Here is a 14,041-nt window from a genome sequence, read left to right on the forward strand (position 1 = left end):
GATGGCAAAGGAAAAGTTTGAACGCACGAAACCGCACGTGAACATCGGGACTGTTGGTCACGTTGACCACGGCAAGACGACGCTGACGGCTGCGATCACGAAGTATTTCGGTGACTTCAAGGCCTACGACCAGATCGACGGCGCGCCGGAAGAGAAGGCCCGCGGGATCACGATCTCGACCGCGCACGTGGAATACGAGACCGAGAACCGCCACTACGCCCACGTCGACTGCCCCGGCCACGCCGACTATGTGAAGAACATGATCACCGGTGCGGCGCAGATGGACGGCGCGATCCTGGTGTGTTCGGCCGCGGACGGCCCGATGCCGCAGACGCGCGAGCACATCCTGCTGGGCCGCCAGGTCGGCATCCCGGCCTTCGTGGTCTACATGAACAAGGTCGACCAGGTTGACGACGAAGAGCTGCTGGAACTGGTGGAAATGGAAATCCGCGAGCTGCTGAGCTCGTACGACTACCCGGGCGACGATATCCCGATCATCAAGGGCTCGGCGCTGGCCGCTCTGGAAGGCCGTGATCCGGAAATCGGCGAGAACTCGATCAAGGAACTGATGGAAGCCGTCGACAGCTACATCCCGACGCCCGAGCGCGCCGTGGACCAGCCGTTCCTGATGCCGATCGAAGACGTGTTCTCGATCTCGGGCCGCGGCACGGTTGTGACCGGCCGGGTCGAGCGTGGCGTGATCAACGTGGGCGACGAGATCGAGATCGTCGGCATCCGCGACACCACGAAAACCACCTGCACGGGCGTTGAAATGTTCCGCAAGCTGCTGGACCGCGGCGAAGCCGGCGACAACATCGGCGCACTGCTGCGCGGTGTCGACCGTGAGGGCGTCGAGCGTGGCCAGGTTCTCTGCAAGCCCGGCTCGGTGACCCCGCACACCAAGTTCGAAGCCGAAGCCTATATCCTGACCAAGGAAGAGGGTGGCCGTCACACGCCGTTCTTCGCCAACTACCGTCCGCAGTTCTACTTCCGCACGACGGACGTGACCGGCACGGTGACGCTGCCGGCCGGCACGGAGATGGTGATGCCGGGCGACAACCTGAAGTTCGAGGTCGAGCTGATCGCCCCGATCGCGATGGAAGACGGCCTGCGCTTTGCCATCCGCGAAGGCGGCCGCACCGTCGGCGCCGGCGTCGTGTCGAAAATCATCGAGTGATTTGTTTGACGGTGTCTTGACGCACCGGATGCACCGATCAGAAAGGCCGCCCTTCGAGGGCGGCCTTTTTCTGTTCGTGGAAACAGGCTATGGACTTGCCTGAAAAATGGAGGGTGAAATGAACAAGACCGCGATCTGAACCTGTTTTCAATTCTCAGATCAAAGGGGTCTTTTCATGCCCGTATTCCCGTCTCCCGAAACCATTCATCCCGTCCTGCTGCCTGATGGCAACGCGCATCAAGGCACAGTATTCCTGAAGCCCGCCATAGACCATCCGCGTTTCGAGGTGGGCGAATACTCCTATGCCTCGGCGCATCGCCCGCCCGAGGACTGGGCGGCGCACCTGGCGCCCTACCTGTTCGCGTTTTCACCCGAGAAGCTGGTGATCGGCAAATTCTGCCAGATCGCAGACGGGGCACAGTTCATCACCGCCTCGGCCAATCACCGGTATGACGGGGTGTCGTCCTATCCCTTTGCCATATTCCACGGCCAGACCGAGGGTGCGCCGTCGCTTCCGGCACCCGGTCCGGACACGGTAATCGGTCACGATGTCTGGATCGGGCAGGGCGCGCGCATTTTGCCCGGGGCGCGGATCGGCAACGGCGTGATCGTGGGTGCCGGCGCGGTCGTGGTGGGCGAGATCCCGGCCTACAGCATCGTCACCGGCAATCCGGGCCGCGTCATGCGTCGCCGCTTTGATCGCGCGGCGATCGAAACACTGGAGGCGCTGGCCTGGTGGGATTGGCCGATCGAGACGATCATCGGGGCCGAGGCGGAGATCTGCGGCGCGGATATCGCGCGGCTTGCCGAGGTTGCCGACGCCGTGCCGAAGGGCTGAATTGGGCGATTTCGGCCTTGCAATGCCCGGGCGCGTTCCGTAAATGCAGTCTCGGCCTTAGGGGTATAGCTCAGCTGGTAGAGCGACGGTCTCCAAAACCGTAGGTCGCGGGTTCGAGCCCTGCTGCCCCTGCCAACACCCTCCAGACACATCCGATCCGTCGAACCGCCGCGCGCGTGCGTTGATCTTGCCGCGGCGATCTCGTCGCAGGCTGTGTCACATTTCCGCCGGAAATTTGCCAACACTTCGCCAAGGTTTTTCCGGATGGTGACGAGTCTGGATGGGGGCGTCCAGGGATGAAAACCCAACTGATTCACGAGGCAAAACGACCGTGGAGCACCGACAGGACCACCGTGCACCTTTGAAGGAACGCCGTGCAAGCGATCTGGCGGGTGAACAAACCACGCCTTTCGACGCGGCCGATCCCACCTTGGATGCCGTCCGTCTGATGATGGAGGCCGAAATGCGCCAGAAGGTCGACGATCCGGCGCACGCCACACCCGAGGCGGCATCCGAAAGGGCGTCTGACGAGTTGCCCGCAGTCAAGAAACTGTCGCGCCGCTTCGCGAAAAAGGCGGATGCGCCCGGCAAGGGGCCCGGCATTTTCCCGGAACTGGATCCGGGTTACGCAGCGCCTCAGGAGACCACCGAAGCCGTTCAGGCGTCTGAAACGCAATCTGTTGGCACGGCACTCGTGGCGCGGCTCAGGCAATACCGTCCGAGCAGGAAGCTGTCGGTCTTCATCGCGATCGTGGCGGTCATGATTTGGCGGCCCTGGCTGCTCCCGGGCCTGTTGTTCCTGGCGCTCTGGATTGCGCTGATCGTCTATCTGACGGTCGGACCCGACCGTCTGGCCGAACTCATCACGCCTTTGCGTGCCCGTCTTGCCGCACGGTATCCTGACAAGGCCGCGGAGATTCGTCGTCGCGCGCAAATCGGCGCGGACCGGGTTGAGGCGCTGCTGGAAAAACTTCCGGCACGCTGGCGCGAGGGAATCTATTTGCCGGATCTCGGACGTTCAGGCGATGACATTGCCGGGCTTGAAAGCAGGCCAGACCCGTTCGAGCGCCTGACGGCCGAACGGGACCGCGAAGTTGATCAGGATCTCGGGCGGGCTTGAATTCATCGTCGGGCCGGCGTATGTGACGCGCTGACAGTCACGAAAGAAGAAGCCCATGGCCCGCACAAACCCCCTCCAGTTCATTCAGCAGGTCCGTGCCGAAGTTGCCAAGGTCGTTTGGCCGACCCGCCGCGAGGTGTTTCTGACGACGGTGATGGTTTTCATCATGGCGACGCTGACCGCGATCTTCTTTGCCCTGGTTGACCTGACAATTCGCAGTGGCCTGCAAGGTGTGCTGAGCCTGTTCGGCTAAGCCGCGTATCCCCCAAAACAGTATTTACGCCGCCCGGCTCGACTCCGGTGTGCTGGCTGCGTGCACCCCGTGCCTCCACGCCCGGACAGTGAAAAATCACGGTGAGGCCTTGAATTTGATAGGGCATCCGGGTAGGTCACGCGCTATTCCCGGAAATGGCGTGCGGCGATTCGTGTTGCACGCCGCTTTTTGTTGCGGGGAGCATCATGGGCAAACGCCCGTGAAACGTGGAATTGATCGGCGGTCCAGCCGGCGTAAGACAGGATCGAAACGCAGATGGCGAAACGATGGTACTCGGTGAGTGTTCTTTCGAACTTCGAAAAGAAGATCGCCGAGCAGATCAGACAGCTGGTGACCGAACAGGGGCTTGAGGACCAGATCGACGAGGTTCTTGTTCCCACCGAGGAAGTGATCGAAGTGCGCCGCGGCAAGAAGGTGACGACCGAGCGCCGTTTCATGCCGGGCTATGTGCTGGTGCACATGGAGATGAGCGACAAGGGCTATCACCTGATCAACAGCATCAACCGCGTTACCGGGTTTCTTGGCCCGCAGGGCCGCCCGATGCCGATGCGCGATGCCGAGGTCGAGGCGATCCTGGGCCGCGTCGCCGAAGGCGAGGAAGCACCGCGCACGCTGATCTCGTTCGAAGTGGGCGAGAAGGTGAAAGTTAACGACGGGCCGTTCGAGGATTTCGACGGCATGGTCGAGGAAGTGGACGACGACAACCAGCGCCTGAAGGTGACGGTGTCGATCTTCGGCCGGGAAACGCCGGTCGAGCTGGAATTCACTCAGGTCACCAAGCAGGGGTGAAGCCCGCCTCGGACCCGACCAGACTAACCAGCGTTCAGTGGATTCGGTTTGGCGTGCTGTCGGCTAGATCCCAAACGCGCTTCACATCATCGCGGTTGGCAACGCGCTGCCGGGCGCGAGGGCCGTTCAGCGGCTGACCCGGTGTGTGATCTGCATAGAGCGCCTGAAGGCGGTGCTTTTCGCCGTGCGGCAACCCGTTCAATACCATGGGGCCGAGCGGCAGGCTTTCGGTCCAAACACCGTTGACGCAGACGATTTCATGACCGGCGAAGGCGAAGTGATTCCAGGTGATCTGCCTGCGGCCGCGCATCTGGCGGATGCCGGGCCAGTCCAGTAGCGATTTTGCCGGAACAAGCGCGTTGTCGACCAGCAGGCAATGCTGAGGTGATACGATCAGATCCGAGACGGCCCCGAATGTTCCAGCCGGGATCAGGATGGGGCGGTCACTGAAATCCGTGCGAAAAAACACCTGCGGCCGCGTATCGGTCCAAAGCACCGGTTGAACGCCACTGTCGAAAGTGTAGACCAGATCGCCGGAATACAGGGTTTCGACCGCGCGGGTGCCGCCCGGGCAATCGACCATCATGCCGGGGGCAAAACAGGGGATCGTGCCTTTATTGGGAGTGGTTTGAGTGTAGTAGCTTGCGCCGCCGTCATCGGATTGCACCGATTCACCGCTCGCGGCCGTGGTGCCGACATGGGTGGGGGTTTCGCCGGCCAGAACGCCGTCTGTCGCGGTGGCCGGAGGGTCATAGAACGAGACAAACTGAATGAGCGTGCCGGTATCATCAATGATGCCGACAGATATATTGGCGCTCAAAGTGTCGTTTAAGACATAAACATCCTTGCCGGCAATGGTTGTCGAGGGCGCCGGAAAGGGCTGTGAATAGAGCCAGTCACCCAGCTGATTGTAATATGTGAGGGTCCAACCGCTGGTATCGGTTCCGGATGTGGCGGCCACTTCGACAAAGTCCGTTGGCGGCGATCCGGCATAACTGGCTTCGGAAACGTATGCGATGGGCACGGTGAGTAACGCTCTGGTATGCGGCTTTCAATCGACGTAGCGGGCCAGGCCGAAAAGGCGGGGCGAATGCTTGCGAGAATAGGGGGTAATGTGAACAATGCGTTTCTGCGATCGCGAAGAACGTGCACGGGCCGACAAGCTGGGTCCGGTAACGTGCCATGGCGGATCAGGGGCGAAACGCGTGAACGGGATGGCCGATATCTCTCCGCTGTAAACACAGTTCGGGTAACGACATGGGATAAGAGACTGCGAGGCAGGGCGTCGCTGTAGACGCGAGTGTCAAGTGAGCGGAAGTCCTATCTTGCAAATGGTCCATTCCCCCTGTATCCCCCGCCCGTCACCTCGCATGGGGTGATTCACCTGTGGGAGGCGAGGGTTTCGCGAAATCCGGACCGGACCACACAACATGGACGCCGCGGAACGCGTTTCGCGGTGGTTGGAAAAGGAGAAGGCCAATGGCCAAGAAACTTGCCGGGACCATGAAACTCCAGGTCCCCGCCGGTCAAGCAAACCCGTCGCCGCCGGTAGGTCCGGCGCTGGGTCAGCGCGGCATCAACATCATGGAATTCTGCAAGGCGTTCAACGCCAAGACCGCAGACATGGAACCGGGCGCGCCGTGCCCGACCGTGATCACCTACTATCAGGACAAGTCCTTTTCGATGGACATCAAGACGCCGCCGGCGTCGTACTACCTGAAGAAGGCGGCCAAGCTGAAATCCGGTGCAAACACTCCGGGCCGCGAGACCGCGGGCACCGTGACCGCAGCACAGGTCAAGGAAATCGCCGAGGCCAAGATGAAGGACCTCAACGCCAACGATATCGACGCCGCGATGCAGATCATCCTGGGCAGCGCGCGTTCCATGGGCATCGAGGTGAAGTAAGATGGCAAAACTCGGAAAACGCATGAAAGCCGCCCGCGAAGCATTCGCAGGCAAGGAAGACGTCACCGTCGAAGAGGCCGTTGCCCTGATCAAGGCCAACGCCAATGCCAAGTTCGACGAAACCGTCGAGATCGCCATGAACCTGGGCGTTGACCCGCGCCACGCCGACCAGATGGTCCGCGGTGTTGTTGGCCTGCCCAACGGCACAGGCAAGGACGTCCGCGTTGCCGTTTTCGCCCGCGGCCCCAAGGCCGATGAGGCGAAAGAGGCCGGTGCCGATATCGTTGGTGCCGAGGACCTGATGGAAACCGTGCAGGGTGGCAAGATCGAGTTCGATCGCTGCATCGCCACGCCGGACATGATGCCGATCGTCGGTCGCCTGGGCAAGGTGCTGGGCCCGCGCAACCTGATGCCGAACCCCAAGGTCGGCACAGTGACGATGGATGTCGCTGAAGCCGTGAAATCGGCCAAGGGCGGCCAGGTTCAGTTCAAGGTCGAAAAGGCCGGCGTGGTGCATGCCGGTGTCGGCAAGGCATCGTTCGACGAAGCCAAGCTGGTCGAAAACATCCGCGCCTTCGTGGACGCGGTGGCCAAGGCCAAGCCAACCGGTGCCAAGGGGTCTTACATGAAGAAGATCGCGCTGTCTTCGACGATGGGCCCCGGCGTGTCGATCAGCGTCGAGAGCGCAACCGGCAACTGAGCCGCGACAAAAACGACTTCCTGAACGGGGCCTTTTCGGGCCCCGTTTCTTTTTGGCTACAGCCTGCGGCTGGATTTCTCAGGTCCTCGAAAGGGTGTTTGTCCCGCGGATCATGCGCAGGTTAAGCTGTCCATAAGCGGCATAGATCGCGAAAGAAGGCATCCCAAAGGCCAGAGTCGGTTTCGGGGGTGTGCGAGGCGGGACAGTAGCAGTGGTTCAGACAAAACCTTTGAAGAAGTGGCAGCGACGTCTGCGCATTCAGGAAATCCGGGACATCGCGGAGCAGCAAATGCACGAGCCCGTAGAGGATTTCCCATACAAGCTCTACCTTGATGAACTCCGGGCGATGGAGCGCCCCTACAAGTCGCCGAGCGATCTGGAAGCGCGGATCATGCTGCTGGTCGGCTCGCGCAGCAGGCCTAAGCGGGTTCGATTGCTAATGCAGACGCTGCGCGACCAAAGGCACGCGAGCGGCGAGTTGCATCGGTTTGAGGCATTCGAGGCCATCCTGACGAACCATCTCGGCACGGATTTTGTGATCGGTCACGATTTTGCGCCGGAAACATTCAGTTCAATGGACCACGATCTGGTTAGGAGCAACGTCGGCCGCGTTATTGAAGAGTTGCAGAAGGTCTCGCGCGGAGTGTTTCTCAATTCCGGCACGCTTCTCGGCGTGATCCGCGACGGAAAACTGCTGGATCATGATGACGATATCGACATCGGCATCTGCCTGCACGCCACGACCGAGGAAAACGCCGCGGCCGAATGGGTGGCCCTGCGTCGTTTGTTGTCGGATCTCGGGGTTTTCAAGGAAGAAGGCACTTCGCCACTGATCTACAAGCTCAAGTCAGAAGGCGGCTATCAGATCGACCTGTTCCCATGCTGGGTGCAGGAGGGGCGGGTTTGCGTCTTTCCGCACACTTATGGTCAGCTGGCGGAGCGCGACATTTTCCCGACGGGCATCTGCGAGGTCACCGGGTTTCCCGTGCCTGCGAGACCCGAAAAGATGCTGGCGGTCAACTACGGTGAAAACTGGAAGACGCCCGACCCCTATTTCCGATTCGACTGGAGATCCGCGCGCGCAAACTTCCGGACCATGCGCCACGAGACCGAGTCCATGTTCGCGCGTGAAGCCGAAACCGGCAAAGCCTTCGGAACCATCCTGACCTACGGCACGTTCGATCTGTTTCACGTCGGCCACCTGCGAACACTGCGGCGCCTGTCCGACCTGTGCGACCGGCTGATCGTGGGATGCACGACCGATGACTACAACGCCGCGCGTGGCAAGCGGACGATCAACGGTTACGCCGAACGCGCGGAGATGCTGAATGCCTGTGGCTACGTCTCGGATGTTTTCCCGTTGGCGAAGCCGGGACGCGAAGGCAAGCATATCAGGCGGTACAAGGCCGATCTCATGGCCGTCGGTTGCGGGACTGACATCAGCATTGGCAGTGCTTGCAGGCTGCTGTATCTTCCGCGTATCGATGATGTTTCGACAGCCGTGCTCAAGGCGCGGATCATCGAAAGACAGGCCGTGATCAGCGATTTGGCGGCAGAATGAACTTTTGCCCTTGGCCTTTCGGTAAATTCTGAATAAACACGCCTCTGCAATCCAGCGTGCGATTCGTCGTGCGCTGTTTTGCGTTTCGTCCAAGACGGTGGGTGGAGCAATCCATAAATCCTGCCTGAGACGGGTAGAAACCAGATTTCTTCGGGTGTCGCCATGTGCGCGTCCCGGGGTGAGTTGGAACGGACCCGTAAGGACCCGATTGCCGGGTTGCTTGACCCGGTGAAACACGAGCCGGAGGGTCCCGAGCCCTCCACAATTGGAGTGAAACTGTGGATAGAGCCCAGAAAGAGAAAGTGGTCGAGGAACTCGGCCAGATCTTCGAAAGCTCTGGCGTCGTCGTGGTTGCCCACTACGCCGGTCTGACAGTTGCTGAGATGCAGGATCTTCGTGCCCGTGCCCGTGCGGCCGGCTCGGCGGTTCGCGTCGCCAAGAACAGGCTCGCCAAGATTGCCCTTGAAGGTAAGCCCTGCGAAAGCATGGTGGAATACCTGACGGGCATGACCGTTCTGACCTATTCCGAGGATCCCGTGGCAGCAGCCAAGGTGGCCGAGGACTTTGCCAAGGAGAACAAGAAGTTCGAAATCCTTGGTGGGGCCATGGGTGAGAACGCTCTCGACCGTGCCGGCGTCGAAGCCGTGTCGAAAATGCCCTCGCGTGATGAACTCATCGCGACCATCGCGGGCATGCTCGGCGCACCTGCCTCGAACATCGCCGGTGCCATTGGCGCACCTGCTTCGAATATCGCCTCCATCCTTTCGACCATCGAAGAGAAGGCGGCGTAAGCAGCAACCGAATGATCGGCGTCGGGAAACGCATCCGACGTTGGAACACAACTTTGAAAACGGAAAGCAAGTAAAATGGCTGATCTGAAGAAACTGGCAGAAGAGATCGTGGGTCTGACCCTTCTCGAAGCACAAGAACTGAAAACCATCCTGAAAGACGAATACGGCATCGAGCCCGCCGCTGGCGGCGCCGTGATGATGGCAGGCCCGGCCGCAGGCGGCGACGCCGGCGCTGCAGCCGAAGAGAAATCGGAATTCGACGTGATCCTCGTCAGCGCCGGTGCCTCGAAAATCAACGTCATCAAGGAAGTCCGTGGCATCACCGGCCTGGGCCTGAAAGAAGCCAAGGAACTGGTCGAAGCCGGTGGCAAAGCCGTCAAGGAAGGCGTTGCCAAGGACGAAGCCGAAGAGATCAAGAAGAAGCTGGAAGAAGCCGGCGCAGAAGTCGAGCTCAAGTAATCGGCTTTACCGGGGGTTCCCGGGAAAAATTCAGGCTGGACCCGGATTCCCGGGTCCAGCCGAACCTGTCTTAGCAAGGGCCTCAACGCGGGGCGTTTTCTAAGGTCTGGTTCGCGGATCGGGAGGCCACCTTGGGACGGTGGCCATGAATTGATCCGAACCAACCGTCTCTGATGGCAAGGCGCCGGGGCCCGACGGCGTGCTTGGCCAGCGAGAAACGAAAGGTGACATAGCTCATGGCACAAACCTTCCTTGGCCAGAAACGTTTGCGCAAGTATTACGGCAAGATCCGCGAAGTGCTGGAGATGCCGAACCTGATCGAAGTTCAGAAGAGTTCTTACGATCTTTTCCTCAAATCCGGTGACCAGGAAAGCCCTCAGGACGGCGAAGGCCTCAAGGGTGTCTTCCAGTCGGTATTCCCGATCAAGGATTTCCACGAAACTTCGGTGCTGGAATTCGTGGACTACGAGCTGGAACAGCCGAAATACGACGTCGAGGAATGCCAGCAGCGCGACATGACCTACAGCGCGCCGCTGAAAGTGACCCTGCGCCTGATCGTGTTCGATGTGGACGAAGATACCGGTGCGCGGTCGGTGAAGGACATCAAGGAGCAGGACGTGTTCATGGGTGACATGCCGCTCATGACGCCCAACGGCACCTTTGTCGTCAACGGTACCGAACGTGTGATCGTGTCCCAGATGCACCGTTCGCCCGGCGTTTTCTTCGACCATGACAAAGGCAAGACGCATGCTTCGGGCAAGCTGCTCTTCGCCTGCCGGATCATTCCCTATCGCGGCTCGTGGCTCGACTTCGAATTCGACGCCAAGGATATCGTGTTCGCGCGCATCGACCGCCGCCGGAAACTGCCGGTGACGACCCTGCTTTATGCCCTGGGCATGGACCAGGAAGCGATCATGGATGCCTACTACGACACGGTGACCTACAAGCTGCGCAAGAAGGACAACGGCTGGATCACCAAGTTCTTCCCCGAGCGCGTGCGCGGCACGCGCCCGCCGTTCGACCTGGTGGATGCCAAGACCGGTGAAGTGATCGCCGAAGCCGGCAAGAAGGTCACGCCGCGGGCGGTGAAGAAGATCATCGACGAGGGCAAGATCACGGATCTCCTGGTGCCGTTCGAGAATATCGTCGGCAAATTCGCGGCAAAGGACATCATCAACGAGGAAACCGGCGCGATCTATGTCGAGGCCGGCGATGAACTGACGCTTGAGCATGACAAGGATGGAGAGATCATCGGCGGCACGCTGAAAGAGCTTCTGGATGCCGGGATCACCGAGATTCCCGTTCTCGATATCGACAACATCAATGTCGGCCCCTACATGCGCAACACCATGGCGCAAGACAAGAACATGAACCGCGTCACCGCGCTCATGGATATTTACCGCGTCATGCGCCCGGGCGAGCCGCCGACCGAAGAGGCTGCATCGGCGCTTTTCGACTCGCTTTTCTTCGACAGCGAGCGTTACGACCTGTCGGCCGTAGGCCGGGTGAAGATGAACATGCGCCTGGCGCTGGACGCCGAAGACACCGTGCGCACCCTGCGCAAGGAAGACATCGTTTCCTGCATCAAGGCCCTGGTCGAACTGCGTGACGGCAAGGGTGACGTGGACGACATCGACCACCTGGGCAACCGCCGGGTGCGTTCGGTGGGCGAACTGATGGAGAACCAGTATCGCGTGGGCCTGCTGCGCATGGAACGTGCGATCAAGGAGCGGATGTCCAGTGTCGAAATCGACACGGTCATGCCGCAGGACCTGATCAACGCGAAACCTGCCGCGGCCGCTGTGCGCGAGTTCTTCGGCTCCTCGCAGCTGTCGCAGTTCATGGACCAGACCAACCCGCTCAGCGAAGTGACCCATAAACGCCGTCTCTCGGCGCTTGGGCCGGGTGGTCTGACACGTGAACGTGCTGGCTTTGAGGTGCGCGACGTGCACCCGACCCACTATGGCCGGATGTGCCCGATTGAAACGCCGGAAGGCCCGAACATCGGCCTGATCAACAGCCTGGCGACCTTCGCCCGCGTGAACAAATACGGGTTCATCGAAACGCCCTATCGCAAGGTCGAAAACGGCCAGGTGACCGACGATGTGCAATACATGTCGGCGACCGAAGAAATGCGCCATGTCGTGGCGCAGGCCAACGCCAACCTCGACGAGAGCGGCAAGTTCGTGAACGACCTGGTGTCGACACGTCAGGCGGGTGAATATACGCTCGCGCCGAACGAAAGCGTCGATCTGATCGACGTGTCGCCCAAGCAGCTGGTGTCGGTCGCGGCCTCGCTCATTCCCTTCCTGGAAAATGACGACGCCAACCGCGCCCTGATGGGCTCGAACATGCAGCGTCAGGCGGTTCCGCTTCTTCAGGCCGAAGCGCCGCTGGTGGGCACCGGGATCGAGGAAATCGTGGCACGGGATTCCGGCGCGGCCATCATGGCTAAGCGTGCCGGCGTGATCGACCAGGTCGATGCGCAGCGGATCGTTGTGCGCGCGACCGAGGATCTGGAACTGGGCGATGCCGGCGTGGACATCTACCGCATGCGCAAGTTCCAGCGTTCGAACCAGAATACCACCATCAACCAGAAACCCCTGGTCAAGGTGGGCGATACCGTGCGCAAGGGCGAAGTGATCGCCGACGGCCCCTCGACCGACCTGGGCGAACTGGCTCTCGGCAAGAACGTGATCGTCGCCTTCATGCCTTGGAACGGCTACAACTACGAAGACTCGATCCTGATCTCCGAGCGGATTGCGCGTGATGACGTCTTTACCTCGATCCATATCGAGGAATTCGAGGTCGCCGCCCGTGATACCAAGCTTGGGCCGGAAGAGATCACCCGCGATATTCCCAACGTTGGCGAAGAAGCGCTGCGTAACCTCGACGAGGCGGGCATCGTCTATATCGGCGCCGACGTGGAGCCGGGCGATATCCTGGTCGGCAAGATCACCCCGAAGGGCGAAAGCCCGATGACGCCGGAAGAAAAGCTTCTGCGCGCCATCTTCGGTGAAAAGGCCAGCGACGTGCGCGACACCTCGCTGCGCGTCAAGCCGGGTGATTACGGTACCGTCGTCGAAGTGCGTGTCTTCAACCGCCACGGGGTGGAAAAGGACGAACGGGCCCTGCAGATCGAGCGCGAGGAAGTCGAACGCCTGGCGCGTGACCGGGACGACGAACTGGCGATCCTCGACCGCAACATCTATGCGCGTCTGAAATCCATGATCGTGGGCAAGGTGGCCGTAAAAGGCCCCAAAGGGGTCAAGGCGAACTCGGAAATCACCGAGGACCTGCTGGAAACCCTGACCCGCGGCCAGTGGTGGCAGCTCGCTCTCAAGGACGAAAAGGACGCCCAGATCGTCGAAGCGCTGCACGAGCAATACGAGGCGCAGAAACGCACGCTCGATGCCCGTTTCGAGGATAAGGTCGAGAAGGTCCGCCGGGGCGACGACCTGCCGCCGGGCGTGATGAAGATGGTCAAGGTCTTCGTCGCCGTGAAGCGCAAGCTGCAGCCGGGCGACAAGATGGCCGGCCGTCACGGCAACAAGGGTGTGGTGTCGAAGGTGGTGCCGATGGAGGACATGCCGTTCCTGGAAGACGGCACTCCGGTCGATATCTGCCTCAACCCGCTTGGCGTCCCTTCGCGGATGAACGTCGGACAGATCCTCGAAACCCACATGGGCTGGGCTGCACGGGGCTTGGGTGTCAGAATCGACGATGCCCTCGGTGACTACCGCCGCTCGGGCGATCTGACGCCAGTGCGCGAAGCGATGCGCGAGGCGTATGGCGACGACGTCTACGAAGAAGGCATCGCCGGCATGGACGAGACCACGCTAATCGAAGCCGCCGAGAACGTGACACGCGGCGTGCCGATCGCGACGCCGGTCTTCGACGGCGCCAAGGAACCCGATGTGAACGACGCGCTGGCGCGTGCCGGTTTCGACACATCGGGCCAGTCGATCCTGTTCGATGGCCGCACCGGTGAGCAGTTCTCGCGTCCTGTGACCGTGGGCGTCAAATACCTGCTCAAGCTGCACCACCTGGTGGACGACAAGATCCACGCTCGGTCCACCGGCCCGTACAGCCTGGTGACCCAGCAACCGCTGGGCGGCAAGGCGCAGTTCGGCGGTCAGCGTTTCGGGGAGATGGAGGTCTGGGCACTGGAAGCCTATGGCGCCGCCTACACCCTGCAGGAAATGCTGACGGTGAAGTCGGACGACGTTGCCGGCCGGACCAAGGTCTACGAGTCGATCGTCAAGGGCGAGGACAACTTCGAAGCGGGCGTTCCCGAGAGCTTCAACGTTCTCGTCAAGGAAGTCCGTGGCCTCGGCCTGAACATGGAACTCCTGGATGCGGAGGATGAGGAGTGACGGGGGCTGACCCCCGTCCCACATTCTTCACCAACGCACATATGAGGACAT

The 14,041-nt window shown here is 60.9% G+C and carries 13 protein-coding genes and 1 tRNA gene; 12 read left to right on the plus strand and 2 right to left on the minus strand.

Annotated elements, in window-relative coordinates; genetic code table 11:
• Window position 1: 1 nt before the first annotated feature.
• The 6 genes from tuf to nusG all read left to right on the plus strand — a co-directional run bounded on the left by tuf (window position 2) and on the right by nusG (window position 4,198).
• Entirely contained in the window at window positions 2-1,177 is a 1,176-nt protein-coding gene (tuf, locus tag E0501_RS00925; protein ID WP_137699479.1) for an elongation factor Tu, read from the plus strand.
• A gap of 175 nt (window positions 1,178-1,352) precedes the next feature.
• Window positions 1,353-2,015, plus strand: coding sequence for a CatB-related O-acetyltransferase (locus E0501_RS00930; RefSeq protein WP_137699480.1), 663 nt, complete (start codon window positions 1,353-1,355; stop codon window positions 2,013-2,015).
• Between the two features lie 59 nt (window positions 2,016-2,074).
• A tRNA-Trp gene (locus E0501_RS00935) sits at window positions 2,075-2,150 on the plus strand.
• 226 nt (window positions 2,151-2,376) lie between these two features.
• On the plus strand, window positions 2,377-3,135 hold the full coding sequence (locus E0501_RS00940; protein WP_137699481.1) for a hypothetical protein: 759 nt from the start codon (window positions 2,377-2,379) through the stop codon (window positions 3,133-3,135).
• Between the two features lie 55 nt (window positions 3,136-3,190).
• Window positions 3,191-3,388, plus strand: coding sequence for a preprotein translocase subunit SecE (secE, locus tag E0501_RS00945; RefSeq protein ID WP_137699482.1), 198 nt, complete (start codon window positions 3,191-3,193; stop codon window positions 3,386-3,388).
• Between the two features lie 276 nt (window positions 3,389-3,664).
• Window positions 3,665-4,198: a transcription termination/antitermination protein NusG gene (nusG, locus tag E0501_RS00950; RefSeq protein WP_137699483.1), complete on the plus strand. Its 534-nt coding sequence runs from the start codon at window positions 3,665-3,667 to the stop codon at window positions 4,196-4,198.
• Between the two features lie 34 nt (window positions 4,199-4,232).
• Here nusG and E0501_RS00955 read toward each other — a convergent pair whose 3' ends face one another.
• Complete coding sequence (locus E0501_RS00955; RefSeq protein WP_137699484.1) at window positions 4,233-5,222, minus strand: Hint domain-containing protein; 990 nt, start codon at window positions 5,220-5,222, stop codon at window positions 4,233-4,235.
• 455 nt (window positions 5,223-5,677) lie between these two features.
• Here E0501_RS00955 and rplK point away from each other — a divergent pair, with 455 nt between their 5' ends.
• The 5 genes from rplK to rplL all read left to right on the plus strand — a co-directional run bounded on the left by rplK (window position 5,678) and on the right by rplL (window position 9,614).
• A complete protein-coding gene (gene rplK, locus E0501_RS00960; protein WP_137699485.1) occupies window positions 5,678-6,103 on the plus strand; it encodes a 50S ribosomal protein L11 in 426 nt (141 codons plus the stop codon).
• 1 nt (window position 6,104) lies between these two features.
• Window positions 6,105-6,803 carry a 50S ribosomal protein L1 gene (gene rplA / locus E0501_RS00965; RefSeq protein WP_137699486.1) on the plus strand — a complete coding sequence of 233 codons (699 nt, stop codon included), beginning with the start codon at window positions 6,105-6,107 and terminating at the stop codon, window positions 6,801-6,803.
• A 211-nt stretch (window positions 6,804-7,014) separates the two neighbouring features.
• The gene (locus tag E0501_RS00970; protein WP_137699487.1) at window positions 7,015-8,364 is read left to right on the plus strand and encodes an adenylyltransferase/cytidyltransferase family protein; all 1,350 of its coding nucleotides are present in this window, start codon (window positions 7,015-7,017) and stop codon (window positions 8,362-8,364) included.
• A gap of 278 nt (window positions 8,365-8,642) precedes the next feature.
• Window positions 8,643-9,155, plus strand: coding sequence for a 50S ribosomal protein L10 (rplJ, locus tag E0501_RS00975; protein ID WP_137699488.1), 513 nt, complete (start codon window positions 8,643-8,645; stop codon window positions 9,153-9,155).
• A gap of 75 nt (window positions 9,156-9,230) precedes the next feature.
• Window positions 9,231-9,614, plus strand: coding sequence for a 50S ribosomal protein L7/L12 (gene rplL, locus E0501_RS00980; protein ID WP_137699489.1), 384 nt, complete (start codon window positions 9,231-9,233; stop codon window positions 9,612-9,614).
• An 82-nt stretch (window positions 9,615-9,696) separates the two neighbouring features.
• Here the strand turns inward: rplL and E0501_RS21065 are convergent, their stop codons facing one another.
• Window positions 9,697-9,852 carry a hypothetical protein gene (locus E0501_RS21065; protein WP_161594523.1) on the minus strand — a complete coding sequence of 52 codons (156 nt, stop codon included), beginning with the start codon at window positions 9,850-9,852 and terminating at the stop codon, window positions 9,697-9,699.
• Between E0501_RS21065 and rpoB the strand changes: the two genes are divergently transcribed.
• Window positions 9,851-13,990 carry a DNA-directed RNA polymerase subunit beta gene (gene rpoB, locus E0501_RS00985; RefSeq protein ID WP_137699490.1) on the plus strand — a complete coding sequence of 1,380 codons (4,140 nt, stop codon included), beginning with the start codon at window positions 9,851-9,853 and terminating at the stop codon, window positions 13,988-13,990. The two genes, E0501_RS21065 and rpoB, sit on opposite strands and share 2 nt — an antisense overlap.
• Window positions 13,991-14,041: the final 51 nt, after the last annotated feature.

It is taken from the genome of Marimonas lutisalis (genome assembly GCF_005434965.1).
Taxonomy (GTDB): Bacteria; Pseudomonadota; Alphaproteobacteria; order Rhodobacterales; family Rhodobacteraceae; genus Marimonas_A; species Marimonas_A lutisalis.